Consider the following 18,904-nt stretch of genomic DNA (forward strand, 5'->3'; position numbering starts at 1 on the left):
CTAAATAACCAACCAAACTTTAAATTATGAAAAACCAATACTTAAAGTTGTAAGGGAACCACCCCTTACACCAACAAATTTACTGCTTAGTTTCAGATCGTCAATGTATTTAACTTACTTTAACTATTACATTAACAGTTCTTTTTACTTACAGGCGTAAAATTGGCGATTTCTTAAGAAATACGGCTATTTAAAGCCCATAAAGAAGCTGATTGCCCCCGCCGATTCCTACATCGTCGAAGCGGTAAAATTCCACCTTTCCGGCGGCGAAAACCGCAGCGGTCGCCTTACAAGGTTCCCCTTGTTTTTTGCTCCCGTTCAATAGCTTCGAAGAGGGCCTTAAAATTACCCTTGCCAAACGATTTTGCCCCTTTTCTCTGAATGATCTCTATAAACATCGTAGGCCGATCGAGAATTGGTTTGGTAAAAATCTGGAGCAGGTATCCCTCGTCGTCCCTGTCTATCAAAATACCCAATTCGCGCAGGGGCAATAGGTCCTCGTCGATATGGCCCACACGATCCAGTACATCGTCATAATAACTGGAGGGCACGGTCAAAAATTCGACTCCGCGATTTTTTAACGAGGTAACGGTTTCTATGATATTATCGGTCGCCAAGGCCATATGCTGCACCCCCGCGCCATTGTAGAATTCTATATACTCCTCGATCTGGGACTTCTTACGGCCATCGGCGGGCTCGTTGATCGGAAACTTGATCCGCCCGTTGCCGTTGCTCATAACCTTGCTCATAAGGGCCGTATATTCGGTCGAAATATCCTTGTCGTCAAATGACACCAATTGTGCAAATCCCATAACCTTGGCATAAAACTCGCACCACTTGTTCATCTCGTTCCAACCCACATTGCCCACAATATGGTCAACATACTTAAGGCCTACATCCGATGGTCGGTAAAAGGGGTTCCAAACTTGGTAACCGGGCATGAACGCCCCCTTATAGTTTTTTCTCTCGACAAAAATATGGACGGTTTCCCCATAGGTATGGATTCCCGACAGCACCACTTCCCCTTCATTGTCCCCAATGGTTTTGGGGGCTAGGTAGGCCTTTGCGCCCCTGTCGACCGTTTCCTTGTAACTTTTAGCGGCATCGTCTACCCACAGGGCAATAACCTTGACGCCATCGCCATGGGCGTCTATGTGCTTATTGATTTCCCCGCCCGGTTTCAAGGGGGAGGTAAGAACCAAGCGAATTTTACCTTGTTGCAAAACATAGGACACCCGGTCTTTCAGGCCGGTCTCAAGACCCGCATAGGCCAAGGGCTGAAAGCCCCATGCGGCCATGTAATAATGGGCAGCCTGTTTCGCGTTGCCCACGTACAATTCAATATAATCGGTACCCAATAAGGGTAGAAAGTCTTCTGCTTCGGGATTTTCCTTTGGCAGCTGAAGAGAGGTATTATCCAAAGTTGACATAATTATGGTTTTTAAGGATAGGAAATCAATTATCAAGTAAAAAGGCCAATGGCCTAGCTAATCAGCGACTGCCATCGGGCGGCCGTAAAGAATACCGGGAATGGGTCTTGGCGGCAACAAGGGCTACCACATGGCTCTAAGGTGTGAGGTTATGTCAATTCTATACTGCAACATCAACAACAAATATCGTAAAAATTGATGAAAAACAAGCTAACTTTCTTAAAACCAATACCCCAAGCTAAAGAAGAAAGCTCCTGTATCCCCTTCGGGAGACCACGAATAATGTACCTGCAACGGGCCGAACAACGACTCCCAGCCGTAGCCAATGCCGTACCCCGAATAATTAGGGGAAGTGAACCACTCGCCCGTTCGAAAAAGGTCGTCGGCGACATTGGCATAATTGACCGTAAACATCAGATGGTTCTTGGGCGCAAAACGAAAATCCAACCTCCCCATGGTTTTTACGAAACTGTTCCCAGGAAGTGATATAAAGTCGTAACCAAAGAAGGGAACAAAGTTGTTAATCCCGGCCGCGCCGTAGCCCCCTAGAACAAAGTCGTACGAGGTTACGTTCGAGGTACCCAGTTTAAAACCGCCCTCGGCCTCTATATTCAACGAAAAATTGTTCAAGATCGGAAAAGCCGTCCCCATTCTGGCCTGGGCCACAGAAAACTCCTTAAAGTTATCGTTAAAGTCGGAAGAGAAGAGGTAAAGGTGAAAATCGCTGTCAAAATAGAGGCCACGTGACGGAAAATACTTATCGTCGTAAGTGTCCAATTTAAGTCCGCCAAAGGCACTGTAAAAATGGCTTTTTTCGAAAAAGGTCCGCCCGTCTTCAACCCTAAAGCTCGACGCTTCCCCTGCTTCTTGGTTTTCGCCCAATGTCCTGGTACTGAACTTTACCAAGTTATGCTCCAGGCCGGTCCTAAATGCAAACTCTTCGCGAAGCACCGTTTCTATGTATACTTGGTTCACCAGGTCGGTAATATCCAAGTTGATCGAATTGATGCTGCCCGCGGCAGGTGTATCAAAATTTCCACGTATCAGATCGAAATCGACCTCCTTGGAGGTTTCGCGAAAGCTCGAATTGAACCCGAAACTCCAGTAAGATCCCTTATCGACATAGTATTGAAGATTGTACCTGATATTATCTCCGATAATAAAATCGAAGGAGGTTACATCGTCGCGGGTCAATAGGTTCTTTTGGGTTATATTGACCAGGGCGGCGGTCTGGTACAGGTTGTCGTAATGGGCACCCAAGCGCAAAAAGGTTTTATTTCGGCTTTCGACCAGGTTCAACAGCAACTCTTGGTCGTTGTTCTTGGTCAGTAACTTATAATGGATCGTCTGAAAGTTTCCCGTTGCGGACAAGTTGCTGACCCCTTGCTGTAGCTCATTGAAGGTAGGCGGCTCATTGGTATCGAAGCGAAGTTTTCCCTTCACATAGCCCCTTGAATAATTTTTGCTTCCGGTAATTGTCAGCCTGTCGATCGACAAGGTGTCGTCGGGTGCGGGCATAACCACCCTTTTCCTTTTTTTTTCCGCATTCGGTCTTGAAATGGCCCGCAGTTCCGCCAGTTTTTCCTTGGCGGCGATTTCCCCTGTCTCTACAATGGTACCGAAAAGGTCAAAATCGATTACCGAAAAACCGCTAATATCGGGTTTTATATAAATATCGGTTCGTTTCGCCTTTTCTTCCATATCCAAAGCCGTCCGATAGTTGTTGATCTGTAAAAGGATTTCGGTCGCCGATAATAACGCCTCCCGGTCTTTAAGGCCATGCTGTACATCGACACCGATAATAATATCGGCCCCCATATTTCTGACCTCGTCTATGGGATAATTGTTGACCACACCGCCATCGATCAGCATTTGACCATCGATCTGCGCCGGGGCGAACAGCGAGGGCAAAGCCCCACTCGCCATGACGGCCTCGGGCAGATACCCCTTGTTGAGCATTACCTCTTCACCGGTTTCCACATTGGTGGCTATGCAGAGAAACGGAATGGGCAACTCATTAAAATCGACTATGTCCTTCACCGGGTAGAGCAACCTTACCAATTCGTTGTAGATGTTCTGCCCTCCCGACAAGGCGGGAGGCACCGAAACCTTGAAGTTGTCGAACGGCAGGGTAATCGAATAACGTTCCGAGTTTTCCTTTTCGTAGAATGTCTTGGCACTTCGTGGAAGATTGTCCTCTATCAGGTCGGTAAAGTCGGTCTTTCGAAAAATGGAGTCGAGTTGCACCGCAGAATATCCTGCCGCGTAAAGGGCCCCGACAATGGCCCCCATGCTGGTCCCTCCTATATAATCGATTTCGACACCCGCCTCCTCGATTACCTTTAAGGCCCCGATATGGGCCATGCCCTTAGCCCCGCCGCCACTGAGTACCAATCCGATCTTTAAATCATGGGCATCGGTATTTTGGGCCTTACCCAAAAGACCGGAACAGAATAGACAACAAAACAGATATACCCTAAGCATGCTTAATTTGAACTGTTTACACTATGAAATGTATCGTATAAATTCTTGGCCTTTGACTTTCCTACCACCTGGGCCAGGTCTTCCATTGATGCCGCTTTTATCCTTTTTACGGATTTAAATCGCTTTAACAGGTCTTGCGCTGTTTTTTCCCCAATGCCATCAATGCTTTCCAACTCTGAATTGATGGCCGCCTTGCTCCGCTTTTTCCGGTGAAAGGTTATCCCGAACCTATGGGCCTCATTGCGCAACTGTTGTATGATCTTCAACGACTCCGACCTTTTGTCCAAGTACAGGGGAACCGGGTCATCGGGAAAGTAAATTTCCTCCAACCGCTTGGCAATTCCTATTATGGCTATTTTTCCTCTTAACCCGAGCACTTCCAAACTCTTTAAGGCAGACGACAGTTGCCCTTTACCGCCATCGATCACCACCAACTGCGGAAGGGGCCGGTCTTCGGCCAACAAACGCTTATAGCGCCTGAACACCACCTCTTCCATAGAAGCAAAATCATCGGGCCCCTCGACCGTTTTAATATTGAAATGGCGGTATTCCTTTTTGGACGGTTTCCCGTTCTTGAAAACGACGCAGGCGGCCACGGGATTCGAACCCTGTATGTTACTATTGTCAAAACATTCTATATGTCGTGGTTCTTCCGACAACCTTAAATCTTTTTTCATCTGGGCCATAATTCGATTGGTATGCCTGTCGGGATCGACGATCTTCATCTGTTTAAAACGCTCTTGCCTGAAAAAACGGGCATTGCGCTCCGATAGGTCCAAGATTTTCCTTTTGTCCCCCAATTTGGGAATTGTAATTTTGAGGCCCTCTTCGACCGACACCTCGAAGGGCAGGTATAGTTCTTTCGAACGCGACTCGAAGCGCTGCCTGATCTCAATAATGGCCAAGGTCAAGAGGTCGGCATCGGTTTCGTCGAGCTTCTTCTTTATTTCAAGCGTATGGGAGCGGATGATGGACCCGTGCGACAATTGCAAGAAATTCACATAGGCGTGCGATTCGTCCGAAATTATCGAAAAAACATCTACATTGTTGATTTTAGGGTTGACTATGGTCGACTTTACCTGATAATTCTCGAGCACATCTATTTTTTCCTTTATGCTTTGGGCTTCCTCAAAGCGCATATCGGCGGCCAAGGATTTCATTTCCTTTTTGAAATAGGACAGGGACGACTTGAAATTGCCTTTGATGATCTGCCTAATGTCGTCTATTTGGGCATGGTACTCCCTTTCACCTTGCAGGTTTTCGCAGGGACCCTTGCAATTTCCCAGATGATACTCTAGGCAAACCTTGTACTTACCCGCATCTATCTTTTCCTGAGAGAGGTCGTAATTGCAGGTACGCAAGGGATACACGCTCTTTATCAGGTCCAACAAGGTGCGCACGGTCTTCATACTGGTATACGGACCGTAATACTCAGAGCCGTCCTTGATCAGTTTTCGGGTCGGAAAAATTCTCGGAAAGCGCTCTTTCTTGATACAGATCCACGGATACGATTTGTCGTCCTTGAGCAAGACGTTGTACCTGGGCCGATATTTTTTTATTAGGTTGTTCTCGAGCAGCAAGGCATCGGATTCGGTAGGAACCACAATGTGCTTGATCCGTCGGATTTTTTTTACCATCACCCTGGTTTTCCCATAATCGTGGTTTTTGGTAAAATATGAACTTACCCGTTTTTTAAGGTTCTTTGCCTTTCCTACGTAGAGAATTTTGTCATCGGCATCGTAAAATTGGTATACACCGGGACTTTGGGGCAATGTACTTAGCTGTACTTTTATAGGAATGAAAGGCATCTTAAATACGATTAGCGGATACCGCACCGGGTCATCGAGCGGTCACGGCAGTGAAATTACTATGTTTTACACAAAAGGTAATCGGTATTATGGATTTTTAACTAACCCTAAAAGCACCAAAAAAATAAGGTTGACCTAACAAAAGGGCCCAAATCGCACGACACAGATTATTGAATATAAGGACAAAATCAAATTTTAACGAAAAAACCGAAATTTTTAAAACAGGTAAATGAGATATTGCCAACTACACCGCCAAAATTCTAACTAAAAGTTAAATTTTATCTAAAAAGTGCATTTCATCGATAAAAAGTTGCATTTGACAGTGTTTGTAAATTTATTTTTAATTAGTTTTAAAGTATCAAAATCATTTACCAAATGGATAAATACATAATAACCTTGGGCCTATACCTGATCTTGATGATTTCCTTCAGGATTTATTATCTTGTGAACGCCAAAGAATAAGGTTCCCTTAAGCCCCCAATTTGCTTGGGTTCGATTATGAATCAATGCTAAAAAAAGATTTACGATCCCACTACATCCGGCTAAGAGACTCCATCCCTAGGGAATCTCTTCTAGAAAACAGCTTGAGCATTGCCAACCAAGTGCTTCGATTGCCCATGCGCGTTTGGCGTTCGAGTTACTTCCACCTATTTTTACCCATTGAGGAGAAAAAGGAAATAGACACCTCGTTTCTACTTTCCGTTCTTCAAGGCAAGGACAAGCATGTGGTCTTGCCCAAGATGCTCGACGACCAGCGACTGGCCCATTACCTCCTCACCGACAGCACCCGGCTAAAAAAAAACAAATGGAACATTCCCGAGCCCGTCGAAGGGATTGAAATAGCCCCGAGCCAAATCGATGTAGTATTCGTTCCGCTCCTGGCCTTTGACCAAGAGGGACAGCGGGTAGGTTACGGCAAAGGTTTCTACGATCGGTTCTTGGCCGAATGCCGCCCCGATACAATTAAAGTCGGACTATCGCTTTTCGAGGCCGAAAAACGTATCGAAGACAGTGAAGATACCGATGTTCCCTTAGATTATTGTGTTACGCCAAAGAGGGTTTACTCGTTCCCCATGGAATGAGGATCCGCCTCTGCTCCAGATTCCTTATCGTCCTTGCCGAAGGCTTTTTTATTGAAGACGATAAGTATGCCCACACCCGTGCTTATGGCCATATCGGCGATATTGAAGACGGGTTCGAAAAAACGAAAGTCCTTTCCCCCTACATACGGGACCCAATCGGGCCAGGTAGTGTCTATCAACGGAAAGTAGAGCATGTCTACCACCTTACCGTGAAACAGGCCTCCATAAGGTTCATCGGAAAAGGCGGTAGCTACCTGTTGGTAGCTATCGTTAAAAACCACGCCGTAGAAAACGGAGTCTATTATATTGCCCAATGCCCCTGCAAAAATTAGGGATACCGCCAAAATCAGGGTTCTTGAACTTTGCTTTTTTATCGTATCGTAGAGCCAATAGCCAATACCCGCTACGGCAAAAAGCCTAAAAATCGTCAGGACCAATTTACCCGTAGGTTCGGAAATAGGCAAAAAATCACTCAGCTTAGCGCCCCACGCCGCTCCCGAGTTTTCGATAAAGAGTATTTTGAACCAACTGAATACCTCGACAGCATCACCAAGAACAAAATGTGTCTTAATATAGATTTTGCTTATTTGGTCTACGAGCAAAACGGCGACTATAAGCAACAGCGATTTTTTTAGACCCATGGTTCTTTCTAGTTTAAAGTCGCTAAAATAGACATATTATTCGGTTTTTTTAAGGTGGATGTTTCCGGTAACACTAGAGAGCCGGTAATGGTTATCGGCCTCGGGTATCGTATCCCCGCTCACCTCGCCGTATTTGGTATTCGCCGATATGGCGGCTGCCTTGGCGTACACACTGATATTTCCACTTTGTGTTGCCACTATGGTCTCTTCGCCCACATCCCTCAAAATACAATCGCCGTCGTTCAGGCTAATGGTCAGGTCCCTGTAATTGCCCGAAGCGGTTACGTTACAACTGCGGCCGTAGACGTAAACCTCCAAATATTCAGGAACCAAAATTTTCAGGGCGATCGAAACAACCTTGTGCGCGCTCAATTTGTCGTTCGGATTTTCAAAGACCGGTTGAAAGCCGCTGCTCACGTAATAGGTGCGCCCCTCTTGCTCCAAACTAAGCAACAGTTCCCTTTTATATTCCCCGTCAATAGTGGCCTCTATAGATACCTCGTTTCCCTTAACGGTTTTCAGGTCCAATCGATAACAATGGGCCACATCGATATTGATCAATTCGATATCATTGTCCCCAATTGATTTTTTCACCACTTTTTGGGCCGACGAAATTTGGGTAGCCATACACAGTAAAAGGAGCAGTCTATACATAGTTTTCAACAAAAAAGACCCACAAGGTACAGTCCCTGCAGGTCTCCTATTCCAAATGGTTTTACCCAATCTTACTTCTGCATGTTCTTGGCCTCGATACTCAAGGTAGCATGGGGCACCAATTTTAGGCGCTCCTTGGCGATAAGCTTACCAGTTACCCGACATATACCGTACGTTTTGTTCTCTATTCGCAGCAAGGCATTTTTGAGGTCCCTGATAAACTTTTCCTGTCTGATGGCCAATTGCGTATTCGCCTCCTTGCTCATGGTCTCCGAGCCTTCCTCAAAGGCCTTAAAAGTAGGCGAGGTATCGTCAGTGCCATTGTTGCCATCGTTCATATACGAACTTTTGAGCAATTCTAAATGGCTTTTGGCCTTTTCAATTTTTTCTTCGATCAATGCTTTGAATTCGGCCAAATCCTTGTCCGAATATCTAACTTTTAAATCCTGTGCCATTTTTCTAATGTTTTACAATAAATAATTTTGTATTTACCTCGTCAAATGCAACTTCCGTTCCTTTTTCCAGTTTCTCTTCAAAATCCAGCTCGGCCGTTAACGTCTCGGTCTTAATATAATCGATGTTACTTTCGACTGCCCGTTCTACATGGCCGTCCTTTAAAATTTTAATATCGATCTTATCGGTAACCTCGAAACCGGAATCCTTTCTGATATTCTGAATCCGGTTGATAAGCTCGCGGGCTATGCCCTCTTTTCGAAGGTCGTCGTTAATGGTTATGTCCAAAGCCACGGTAATCGGACCCGCACTGGCCACCAACCAACCTTCGATATCTTGCGATGTTATCTCTACATCCGACAATTGTAATGTAATAATTTTATTGTCAATCTCAAGGGATAATTCGCCCTTCTGCTCAATTTTTTGGATATCTTCTTGACCCAAGTCCGAAATGGCCCGGGCTATCTGCTTCATGTCCTTGCCATACTTTGGGCCCAAAACCTTAAAATTAGGCTTTATTTTCTTGATCAAAACCCCAGAAGCATCGTCTAAAAGCTCGATTTCCTTTACGTTCACTTCAGACTTGATAAGTTCGGCCACTGCCAGTATTTCGTGCTTTTGGGCCTCATCGAGAACCGGAATCATTATTTTTTGCAAGGGCTGGCGCACCTTGATCTTTTCCTTCTGCCGTATCGATAAAACCAATGAGGAAATAATCTGGGCCTTTTGCATTTTGCTCTCCAGGTCCTTGTCGACCAAGTTTTCGTCGTACACGGGGAAATTGGCCAAGTGTACGCTTTCAAAGGACTCTTTTTTGGTGGTGGCGGTCAAATCTTTGTATAGCCTATCCATGTAGAAAGGCGCTACCGGTGCCGATAGTTTTGCCACCGTCTCTAGGCAGGTGTATAGGGTCTGGTAAGCCGATATCTTGTCTTTTCGGTATTCGCCCTTCCAGAAACGCCTTCTGCACAAGCGCACGTACCAGTTGCTTAAGTTTTCTTGGACATACTCCGAAATGGCCCGCGTGGCCTTGGTCGGTTCATAATCGGCGTAGGCCTCGTCAACGGTCTTGACCAAAGAGTGGAGTTCCGACAGGATCCACCTATCGATTTCGGGGCGTTCGTTCATGGGAACCTCTTCCTCCGAATAATCAAAATTGTCGATGTTCGCATACAGACCGAAAAAGGAGTAGGTATTGTACAGGGTTCCGAAAAACTTGCGTTTTACCTCGACGATCCCATCGACATCGAATTTTAGGTTGTCCCAAGGGTTGGCGTTCGAGATCATGTACCAACGCGTGGCGTCGGCCCCGTGTTCGTTCATGGTTTCGAAGGGATCTACGGCATTGCCCAAACGTTTCGACATTTTCTTGCCCTCCTTGTCCAAAACAAGTCCGTTCGACACTACGTTCTTGTAGGCAACGGAATCGAACACCATTGTAGCGATGGCATGTAGGGTATAGAACCATCCCCTTGTTTGGTCGACCCCCTCGGCGATAAAATCGGCAGGGTAGGTTACACCCTGGTCGATAAGTTCCTTGTTCTCAAAAGGGTAATGCCATTGGGCATAGGGCATAGAGCCGCTATCGAACCAAACATCGATCAAATCACTCTCGCGCTTCATCGGTTTGCCCGAGGGCGAGACCAGCACAATGTCGTCAACGATATTCTTGTGAAGGTCGATTTTATCGTAATTTTCCTCGGACAGGTCGCCGACAACGAAATCGTCAAAAATATCCTTTTCCATCAGGCCTGCGGCGACCGACTTTTCCATTTCCGACTTCAACTCGGCTACCGAACCGATGATCATTTCCTCCTTTCCATCTTCCGTTCTCCAGATAGGAAGCGGTATGCCCCAATACCTAGATCGGGATAGGTTCCAATCGTTGGCATTGGCCAACCAGTTGCCGAAACGCCCTTCACCGGTCGATTTGGGTTTCCAGTGGATCGTCTGGTTCAATTCGAACATGCGGTCCTTTACATAACTGATCTTAATGAACCAAGAATCCAATGGGTAGTACAATATAGGCTTATCGGTACGCCAGCAGTTGGGGTAACTGTGTACGTACTTCTCTACCTTAAAGGCCTTGTTCTCTTCCTTTAGTTTTATGGCGATCTCAACGTCTACCGACCTTTCGGGCTCTTCTCCTGCCTCGTAGTATTCGTTCTTTACATACTTGCCGCCAAATTCCTTCATCTCGGGCCTAAACCTACCTTGGAGGTCTACCAAGGGAACCGGGTTATTGTTTTCATCGAGCACCAATAGGGGCGGTACTTCGGGCTCGGCCTGTTTGGCCACCAAGGCATCGTCGGCACCAAAGGTGGGCGCCGTGTGCACGATTCCCGTACCGTCTTCGGTCGTAACAAAATCCCCGGCTATGACGCGGAAGGCGTTTTCGGGGTTTTGGTAAGGCTGTGCATAATCGAGCAGTTGCTCATACTTTATCCCTACCAGGTCTTTCCCTACAAACTCCTTTACAATATAGTAAGGTATTTTTTTATCTCCCGAGGCATACTCCAACAGCTCCGGTTTCGACCCGACTTCGGTAAATTTTCCAGAGAACTGCTTGCTTACCAGTTTTTTGGCCAACACCACGTTCATGGGCCTAAAGGTATATTGGTTGTAGGTCTCTACCAGTACATATTCGATTTTAGGCCCCACGGTGAGTGCCGTGTTCGAAGGAAGCGTCCACGGTGTGGTCGTCCATGCCAAGAAGTAAACATCGCCCTCGTTCTTAAGAAAATCGGGCAAGGTTTCATCGATCGCCTTAAATTGCGCCACTACGGTGGTATCGGTTACATCTTGGTACGTACCCGGCTGGTTGAGCTCGTGGGAGCTCAATCCCGTACCGGCCTTGGGCGAATACGGCTGTATGGTATAGCCTTTATAGATAAGTCCCTTGTTATAAATCTGTTTCAACAACCACCACACCGATTCCATGTACTTGGACTTATAAGTGATGTAGGGATCGTTCATGTCTACCCAATACCCTACCTGTTCGGTCATCTTGTTCCAAACATCGGTATATCGCATCACTGCCTTTTTACAAGCGGCATTGTAATCTTCAACCGATATTTTCTTGCCGATATCCTCCTTGGTGATGCCCAACTCCTTTTCGACCCCCAGTTCGATGGGCAATCCATGGGTATCCCAACCCGCCTTGCGCTTTACCTGGTACCCCTTCATGGTTTTGTAACGCGGAAAGATATCCTTAATCGTCCGGGCCATGACGTGGTGAATGCCGGGCATACCATTTGCGGAAGGGGGGCCTTCGTAAAAGACATAACTGGGCTTGCCCTCCCTAGTGGAAATACTTTTTTCAAAGATGCCGTTCTCTTTCCAATACCTGAGCATCTCTTCCGCCACCTTGGGCAGATCCAATCCTTTATATTCCGCAAACTTCATAACAAGGCTATCTAAATGTACGAACCCTCTTGAGTTCTATTATTTTAAGGCTGCAAAATTAGCGAATTTTAGGTAATATATAGGATGAATCGATAAAATGAAACCTTTTTCATCGAGCGCCACAGCCTAATATTTACCCGCCTTTTCTTGCCCGGTACGGCCCAAGTAACGTACATAACCGTAGGAGAATATGGACAACGGCATCCAAAAGGGCCGTTGCTGCGTATATTAGGGCAACAACTATTCACTAACATAAAATCAAAATCATGAAAAGAGTAATTCTAAGTTCAATCTTAATGCTTGCCCTAAGCGCATCCTTTGTTTCTTGTAGAGATGCTGCCGACAAAGCCCAGAGCGCCGCCGAACAAGCCGGCGAATCAATGGAGGAAGCAGGTAACGAAATCAAGGAAGCCGGCGAAAAGGTAGGCGAGGAAATGAAGGAAATGGGCGAAGAAGCTGCCGATAAAGTCAATGAAGCCGGGGAAGATATCAAAGAAGCCGGCGACGATGCCTTGAACAAGGCCAAAGAAGCCGGAGAGGACATCAAGGAAGCCGGTGGTGAGGCATTGGACAAAGCCAAGGCAACCGGAGAAGACATCAAGGAAGGAGCCAAAAATGCGGCAGGCGATGTTAAAAATGCCGCGAACAAAGCTGCCGACGAGGCCAAAGACGCTTTAAACAAGTAATTTTTTTTCAAAAGAACGAAAGCCCCGGCCCATTGCCGGGGTTTTTTTTGCCCTTTTCCCAGCTTTAAGCCTACCGTTCGTCGAAGAAAGCGTACATGTCGTTTTTTTCACAACAAATCGGCCTTGGTTCACAACAATAATTTAGATATCCTTCATCAACCGACTACTTTTACATTGTAATTAAGTGAGAGTGCAGACCCCAAATCGCCCCTTGAACTTAACCGAAACATGTTTTGATCCCAAATCGAGACACACCTACGATAATATACCAAACTCGACCAAGCCTACCTTGAAAAATTACCCTCTCTTCCAGAGGGTTTTTTTATACCCCAAGTCTTCTTTTTGTTCCATCCACGGGCTTCAGAAATTATACCCAACACCCATGACGATATTGGTTCCGGCGGCCGCAATGCCCGAAGAATACGGCCGATAACGTTCGTTGGTAATATTCTCCAACCCGAAGGATACCTTTAGGTTTTGCGAGATGCTATACTGCGACCGAAAGTTCAAGGTGTACCACGAAGGGGAATACGGGTTGCCCTCATGGTCTATCGCATAGATGTAATCTTTGCTACGCTCCGAGGTCGCCAAGTCTTTATAGGGAACACTGCCATTATAATTCATGAACAGATCGGCCTTCAAACTCTGGTTTTTCCATACTAAGTGAAAATCACCAAAAGTAGGGGCAACGTGCCTACCCGGCGAATCGCTGCCATCTTCCTCTTCTTCGACACCTTCGGTAAACGTCAGATTCGAGGAAATGGAAAAATTGTTCGAAAGAAAAGCCTCAACCCCCAACTCCAATCCATAAACAAAGGCCTTGGCGGCATTTTGTATGGCCAGTACCTGACTGGGTTCGCCCTTATAATCGATTTGCGTCTGGCCGTTGAATTGAAATTCCCTACGCACCAGGGCATCGACCAAATACGTATAGTACGTGGCAGCCCTGAGCATAACCTTATCATTGAAATTCCTATACAGTCCGAGTTCGGCATTATAGGCATATTCAGGTTCAAGATCCGGATTGGGTACTACGACCGCCCCCGGTTCCGAATCGAATATTTTTCCTACATCATCGATATTCGGGGCCCGGAATCCGGTAGAGCCATTAAGGGTTACCTGAAAATCGGCCTTGGGAAACCAGCTGAAACCAACACTGGTGGTCAGGGCCCCATTGTTCAGGTCGGCATCATCGAACGGAAAGGGATAGTAGGTTTTGTCGAAAGTCGCATCTATCCAAACATGGCTGTACCGCATACCTGCAAGGACCGTAAAGTTGGGATTGGCCTTGTACTCGGCGTTTAGATATCCCGCAGTGGTCTGCCAGGTCGAGCCATCGGGGTATCTCGCGGCGGCGCCCGACTTGCCTCCCGTAACCCTATCGAACTGACTACCTGTAGAGCTGACCCTATTGTAAATGTATTCCCCTCCGTAATAAAGGCGCAAATCGCCTATTTTTTTGTTCTCGAAATCGATGTTGGCCGACAACGCGTCTACCTTTTCCATGGTGGTAAACCGAACGGGGTCTCCAAAGTCGCGGTCATTTCGACTTTCCTCGAAATGTTGGTAGGCCGTTGAAATTTTCAACCCATCGTAAAAGATGCCCTTGCCCCGTTTTCGCATTTGCAAATTGCCGAGTAACCATTTCTGCGGCCCGTAATACCATTCTGCGGAGCGCAGGCCCGTATTGTCACCATTGGGCCGAATCAATCTGTCGTACCGCGAATAGTCAGATGTTTCGGAGTAATGTAGGCCCAAGTCGTATTTCCAGGTATTGTTGGGCCGATAAGAAATTTTTTGCATCAAATTGATCTGATCATACCCTGTCGGCACCTGTTTCCTGGGCCTGTCGTTTTCGGCCAACACATCTTCCCCTTGGCCGGTAACGACATAACGGGTTCTCAAATACGATTGGGGCCCGTGTTTGCCCATGGTCAGATCCCCAAAATTATTAAAGGTCGCACTGGTCAAAAAGGCCCATTTCCTTTTGCCCAAATTAAAATCGAAATGTGCGGTATTCTCCGTATTGGCAGATGAAAAGCGATAATTGGCGTGCCCTGAGACCAAAAGGCTGTCAGAGCTTGAAAACTCGGCCTTTTTGGTATAAAAGTTCATCACCCCGCCGATTGCGTCGCTTCCATAAATAACGGATCCGGGCCCGAAGATAACCTCGGTGTTGTGAATGGCGAACGGGTCTATTGAAATGACGTTTTGCAGGTTACCCCCCCTAAAGATCGCGTTGTTCATACGCACCCCGTCTACGGAAAGCAGGAGCCTATTGGTGGCAAAGCCCCGTATCATCGGACTACCTCCGCCCAACTGGCTTTTTTGGACGAACACCTTGCCCGTATTGGCCAATAGATCGGCCGAGGTCTGGGGGTTGACGAACTCTATTTGCCTAGCGCCGGTAACATCTATCTTGTTCGGAATGTCTTTTTTCTGCTGTTCCCATTTGGAGACCGACATCACCACCTCATCGAGCTGTTCGGCCTTCATGACCATATAAATTCGGTTGCCCTGTTTTAAAATCTGCCCGCGGCTGCTCTTACGTGTTTGGTAGCTCAAATGTTTAAAGGTAATACGTTCCTTGGTCGTAAAAATGGCAAGGTCGGCTATTCCGTCGATATCGGATATGGCGGCCTTTGACCTTGCATCGTTAAAGATGGCCACATTGGAGATGGGTTCCCCGGTATCGGCATCCAATACCTGTACCTGCTGGCCGTAGACCATCGAAAACAAAAAGAAAACCATGACAAGCAGCTTCTTGTTCATATTAGCTGAAAACTTCGTTTAGGACGGCAAGAGACTTGGGCTTACGAAATCCCTGTAGGTGCAGCTCATAGTAGTGCACTAGGGAACGTAACAGTTCTTGGCGGTTTTTTTTACTCATTTTGATGCTATCTATCCCATCAAAATTTGTGCCCAAGAAGGTTTTAAAATAATTAAGATTATCCCCGCCCAGTGTCGGGTTCAACGAAGGGGTGTCGGTAAAGCCCCCTTCCACCAGGTCGAAATACGAAGCCCCGATCGTAGCCGTATCGGGATAAAACCCCAGGTATTTGGTGAGACGCAGCAATAGATAGATATGAAAATTGGATATTTCACTATGGCTGTCCAACCATTGCAACGAAGCTTCCAGAAACTCAAAGAGGCCTTGGTTCGGCTCCTCTTCGAATATGCTGTTGCTCAACATCTCGGACAGAAAGAGGGTCATGGCGTTCTTTACCACGTTCGAGTGCAGGGTCTGATAGTAGTAGCTCACCTTTGCCTCCCGTATACTTTCCAAAGTACCCTTATTTTTGTGGTAGGCCACAATTTCCAACTGTGTCAAGGGTTGGAAGTAAGCGGTTTTCAACTTTCCCTTTTTGGACGACAACACCCCTTTAAGCAAATAGGTCTTTAAGCCGTTCGAAGCGGTAAAGGCCTTAACGATGAGGCTGGTGTCGCCATATTTTAAGGCAGAAAGTACGATGGCCTTGGTGGTGACTGACATCTTTTAGGTTCGAGGATCAAGGTCAAAGATAACCGTTTGTTCGAAATATGGCATTGGACATAAAAAAAGTCGGGATAGCGTCTCTACAACCATATCCCGACTTGCCAATTCAAATGATAAAACCTTGGTGCAGCCCTTAAATTACGCCTTGGGCCAACATGGCATCGGCCACCTTTACAAAGCCTGCAATGTTGGCTCCCTTTACATAATTGCAATAGCCGTTATCTTCCATTCCATACTTAATGCATGACTCGTGAATATCGCCCATGATCAGCTTTAGCCTATCGTCGACCTCTTCGCGTGTCCAACTGATACGCAAGGAGTTCTGCGACATCTCGAGTCCGGAGGTAGCTACACCGCCCGCATTGGAGGCCTTTCCGGGGGCAAAAAGTATTTTCGCATGGTGAAAAGCGCGCACCGCCTCGGTATCGCAGGGCATATTGGCCCCTTCGGCAACACAAATGCAGCCATTTTCTATCAAGGTCTTCGCATCACCCCCCGAAAGTTCGTTCTGCGTGGCACAGGGCAGGGCTATATCACAGGGTACCGCCCATGGGGTCTTTCCCTCGTGGTATTCGGCGGAAGGATATTTTTCGACATACTCGGCAATCCTTCCCCTTTTATTGTTCTTTAAATCCATGACATAGGCCAATTTTTCCTCGTCCATACCTTCCTTATCATAGATATACCCGGCCGAGTCGGACAGGGTAACCACCTTTCCTCCGAGATGGACAATCTTTTCGGCCGCATATTGGGCCACATTGCCAGAACCGGAGATCACTACGGTTTTGCCCTTGATACCTTCCCCCTTGGTCTTCAGCATGTCTTGGGCAAAATAAACCGTACCGTACCCCGTGGCCTCGGGGCGTATTTTGGATCCGCCCCACGAAAGCCCCTTGCCCGTAAGCACGCCCGTAAACTCGTTGTTGATCTTTTTGTACATACCGAAAAGAAAACCGATCTCGCGGGCACCTACCCCGATATCGCCTGCCGGCACATCGGTATTCGGCCCGATATGACGACAGAGCTCGGTCATAAACGCATGGCAAAAACGCATTACCTCGTCGTCGGACTTCCCTTTGGGGTCAAAATCGGATCCGCCCTTGCCCCCGCCCATGGGCAAGGTGGTAAGGCTGTTTTTAAAGACCTGCTCAAAGGCCAGGAACTTTAGAATACTTGCGTTTACGGAGGGATGAAAACGCAAGCCTCCCTTATACGGGCCGATAGCGGAGTTCATTTGTACCCTATAGCCGCGGTTGACGTGGATTTTACCCTTATCGTCTACCCAGGCCACCCTAAAGGAAATCAATCGTTCGGGCTCTACCATACGCGACAAGATGCTCTTGCCCCGGTAGATCTCGTGCTCGTCTATGTAGGGCAGTACCGTCTCGGCCACTTCCTGTACCGCTTGAATGAACTCCGGTTCATGACCATTTCTGACCTTCACCTCGTCCATGAATGCTTTTATTTTTGCTTCCATGCAATTGAACAAAATGTAATTAGACCTCTAAAAAAAGGGGTGCAATTGTTGAATTTTAGATATAACGGCAAAATTATGTTATTTATACAACTTAACCACCCTTTTATCGTAAATTCAATAAGAAGCTATCACAGTGCCTGCTCCAGATCGGCAATAAGGTCGCGCCGATCCTCAATACCCACACTCAACCGTATCAAGGCATCGACCACCCCGCTTTTCTCCCGTTCTTCCTTGGGGATACTGGCATGGGTCATACTTGCCGGGTGTCCGGCCAGGCTTTCCACCCCGCCGAGCGATTCGGCAAGCGTAAACACCTTTAACCTTTCAACGATCTTAATGGCTTCCCCGTAATTGTTTCCCTTGGTCACAAAAGAGATCATTCCCCCGAAGCCCTTCATCTGGCCCTTGGCCACTTCGTGATTCGGGTGGTCTTCGAAGCCTGGCCAGTAAACCTTTTCAACCTTTTCATGTTGGGCCAAGTACCGTGCCACGGCCTCGCCGTTTTCACAATGCCTTTGCATACGCACGTGCAGGGTCTTGATCCCGCGCAGTACCAAAAAGCTGTCCATAGGCCCACAAACGGCCCCACTGGCATTCTGAATAAAATATAGCCTATCGGCCAATTCCTTGTCCTTGACCACCAAGGCCCCGGCCACCACATCGCTGTGTCCGCCCAAATACTTGGTAGCCGAATGCATGACCATATCGGCCCCTAGGTCCAATGGAGTCTGCAAATAGGGAGTGGCAAACGTATTGTCTACGGCCAACAGCACCTTGTTCTCTTGGGCTATGGTCGCCACCGCCTTGATGTCGATAATGTTCATCATCGGGTTGGTCGGGGTCTCTATCCAGATCAACTTGGTGTTGTCGTTGATATATTCGGCAATACGGGAGGCGTTTTGCATACCGATAAAATGGAATTTGATTCCGTATTTTTCAAAAACCTGCTTGAACAAGCGGTAACTGCCCCCGTATAGGTCGTTGGTAGAAATTACCTCGTCTCCCGGACCCAATAATTTTATTACGGCATCGATCGCCGCCAACCCGCTTGCGAAGGCCAAACCGTAGTTGCCGTTCTCTATACTGGCCAAGGCGTTCTCCAAGGCCGTTCGAGTCGGGTTTCCACTACGCGAATACTCAAAGCCGCTATGTCCGCCAGGGGTCGTTTGCGCAAAGGTAGAGGTCTGGTATATGGGCGGCATTACGGCACCGTAGGCCTTGTCGGGCCGCTGTCCGCCATGAATCGTCTTGCTGTTGAATTTTAACTTTTTTTCGTCCATTTCAGATA

General features: G+C 47.1%; 13 protein-coding genes. 2 read left to right on the forward strand and 11 right to left on the reverse strand.

From position 1 onward, the window contains the following. Window positions 1–287 precede the first annotated feature (287 nt). From hppD to uvrC, 3 genes are all read right to left on the reverse strand, one after another. Window positions 288–1,430 (reverse strand): 4-hydroxyphenylpyruvate dioxygenase, encoded by a 1,143-nt coding sequence (gene hppD, locus BUB37_RS00915; protein ID WP_072986997.1) that lies wholly within the window; start codon window positions 1,428–1,430, stop codon window positions 288–290. A gap of 219 nt (window positions 1,431–1,649) precedes the next feature. Beyond that, window positions 1,650–3,914 carry a patatin-like phospholipase family protein gene (locus BUB37_RS00920; RefSeq protein ID WP_072987000.1) on the reverse strand — a complete coding sequence of 755 codons (2,265 nt, stop codon included), beginning with the start codon at window positions 3,912–3,914 and terminating at the stop codon, window positions 1,650–1,652. Between the two features lie 2 nt (window positions 3,915–3,916). Then, window positions 3,917–5,722, reverse strand: coding sequence for an excinuclease ABC subunit UvrC (uvrC, locus tag BUB37_RS00925; protein WP_072987003.1), 1,806 nt, complete (start codon window positions 5,720–5,722; stop codon window positions 3,917–3,919). Window positions 5,723–6,228: 506 nt separating this feature from the next. Here uvrC and BUB37_RS00930 point away from each other — a divergent pair. After that, the gene (locus BUB37_RS00930) at window positions 6,229–6,804 is read left to right on the forward strand and encodes a 5-formyltetrahydrofolate cyclo-ligase (protein ID WP_072987006.1); all 576 of its coding nucleotides are present in this window, start codon (window positions 6,229–6,231) and stop codon (window positions 6,802–6,804) included. Here BUB37_RS00930 and BUB37_RS00935 read toward each other — a convergent pair. The 4 genes from BUB37_RS00935 to ileS form a co-directional block, all read right to left on the reverse strand. Continuing rightward, window positions 6,783–7,445 carry a lipoprotein signal peptidase gene (locus tag BUB37_RS00935; RefSeq protein ID WP_072987009.1) on the reverse strand — a complete coding sequence of 221 codons (663 nt, stop codon included), beginning with the start codon at window positions 7,443–7,445 and terminating at the stop codon, window positions 6,783–6,785. The genes BUB37_RS00930 and BUB37_RS00935 overlap by 22 nt on opposite strands. 36 nt (window positions 7,446–7,481) lie before the next feature. Beyond that, window positions 7,482–8,099 carry a DUF4097 family beta strand repeat-containing protein gene (locus BUB37_RS00940; RefSeq protein WP_072987012.1) on the reverse strand — a complete coding sequence of 206 codons (618 nt, stop codon included), beginning with the start codon at window positions 8,097–8,099 and terminating at the stop codon, window positions 7,482–7,484. A 71-nt stretch (window positions 8,100–8,170) separates the two neighbouring features. Then, window positions 8,171–8,554 (reverse strand): TraR/DksA family transcriptional regulator, encoded by a 384-nt coding sequence (locus BUB37_RS00945; RefSeq protein ID WP_072987015.1) that lies wholly within the window; start codon window positions 8,552–8,554, stop codon window positions 8,171–8,173. A 4-nt stretch (window positions 8,555–8,558) separates the two neighbouring features. Next, window positions 8,559–11,957, reverse strand: coding sequence for an isoleucine--tRNA ligase (gene ileS / locus BUB37_RS00950; RefSeq protein WP_072987017.1), 3,399 nt, complete (start codon window positions 11,955–11,957; stop codon window positions 8,559–8,561). 266 nt (window positions 11,958–12,223) lie between these two features. Here ileS and BUB37_RS00955 point away from each other — a divergent pair, with 266 nt between their 5' ends. Beyond that, entirely contained in the window at window positions 12,224–12,643 is a 420-nt protein-coding gene (locus tag BUB37_RS00955; RefSeq protein ID WP_139278053.1) for a hypothetical protein, read from the forward strand. A gap of 360 nt (window positions 12,644–13,003) precedes the next feature. On the opposite strand, the gene BUB37_RS00960 is transcribed toward BUB37_RS00955, so the two are convergent. From BUB37_RS00960 to BUB37_RS00975, 4 genes are all read right to left on the reverse strand, one after another. Further along, window positions 13,004–15,415, reverse strand: coding sequence for a TonB-dependent receptor (locus BUB37_RS00960; protein WP_072987023.1), 2,412 nt, complete (start codon window positions 15,413–15,415; stop codon window positions 13,004–13,006). Window position 15,416: 1 nt separating this feature from the next. Beyond that, complete coding sequence (recO, locus tag BUB37_RS00965; protein ID WP_072987026.1) at window positions 15,417–16,136, reverse strand: DNA repair protein RecO; 720 nt, start codon at window positions 16,134–16,136, stop codon at window positions 15,417–15,419. A 136-nt stretch (window positions 16,137–16,272) separates the two neighbouring features. After that, window positions 16,273–17,616, reverse strand: a complete 1,344-nt coding sequence (gene gdhA / locus BUB37_RS00970) for an NADP-specific glutamate dehydrogenase (RefSeq protein WP_072987028.1) — start codon at window positions 17,614–17,616, stop codon at window positions 16,273–16,275. Window positions 17,617–17,744: 128 nt separating this feature from the next. Beyond that, on the reverse strand, window positions 17,745–18,896 hold the full coding sequence (locus BUB37_RS00975; RefSeq protein WP_072987031.1) for a cystathionine gamma-synthase: 1,152 nt from the start codon (window positions 18,894–18,896) through the stop codon (window positions 17,745–17,747). Between the last annotated feature and the right edge of the window lie 8 nt (window positions 18,897–18,904).

Origin of the sequence: Pseudozobellia thermophila (assembly GCF_900141855.1) — a bacterium.
Lineage (GTDB): Bacteria > Bacteroidota > Bacteroidia > Flavobacteriales > Flavobacteriaceae > Pseudozobellia > Pseudozobellia thermophila.

Excerpts from the sequence above, each read along its gene's own strand:
- recO (WP_072987026.1), bottom strand. The coding sequence starts at position 16,136 with ATGTCAGTCACCACCAAGGCCATCGTACTTTCTGCCTTAAAATATGGC.
- BUB37_RS00945 (WP_072987015.1), bottom strand. The coding sequence starts at position 8,554 with ATGGCACAGGATTTAAAAGTTAGATATTCGGACAAGGATTTGGCCGAA.
- BUB37_RS00955 (WP_139278053.1), top strand. The coding sequence starts at position 12,224 with ATGAAAAGAGTAATTCTAAGTTCAATCTTAATGCTTGCCCTAAGCGCA.
- BUB37_RS00930 (WP_072987006.1), top strand. The coding sequence starts at position 6,229 with ATGCTAAAAAAAGATTTACGATCCCACTACATCCGGCTAAGAGACTCC.
- uvrC (WP_072987003.1), bottom strand. The coding sequence starts at position 5,722 with ATGCCTTTCATTCCTATAAAAGTACAGCTAAGTACATTGCCCCAAAGT.
- BUB37_RS00940 (WP_072987012.1), bottom strand. The coding sequence starts at position 8,099 with ATGTATAGACTGCTCCTTTTACTGTGTATGGCTACCCAAATTTCGTCG.
- hppD (WP_072986997.1), bottom strand. The coding sequence starts at position 1,430 with ATGTCAACTTTGGATAATACCTCTCTTCAGCTGCCAAAGGAAAATCCC.
- BUB37_RS00960 (WP_072987023.1), bottom strand. The coding sequence starts at position 15,415 with ATGAACAAGAAGCTGCTTGTCATGGTTTTCTTTTTGTTTTCGATGGTC.
- BUB37_RS00920 (WP_072987000.1), bottom strand. The coding sequence starts at position 3,914 with ATGCTTAGGGTATATCTGTTTTGTTGTCTATTCTGTTCCGGTCTTTTG.
- BUB37_RS00935 (WP_072987009.1), bottom strand. The coding sequence starts at position 7,445 with ATGGGTCTAAAAAAATCGCTGTTGCTTATAGTCGCCGTTTTGCTCGTA.
- BUB37_RS00975 (WP_072987031.1), bottom strand. The coding sequence starts at position 18,896 with ATGGACGAAAAAAAGTTAAAATTCAACAGCAAGACGATTCATGGCGGA.
- ileS (WP_072987017.1), bottom strand. The coding sequence starts at position 11,957 with ATGAAGTTTGCGGAATATAAAGGATTGGATCTGCCCAAGGTGGCGGAA.
- gdhA (WP_072987028.1), bottom strand. The coding sequence starts at position 17,616 with ATGGAAGCAAAAATAAAAGCATTCATGGACGAGGTGAAGGTCAGAAAT.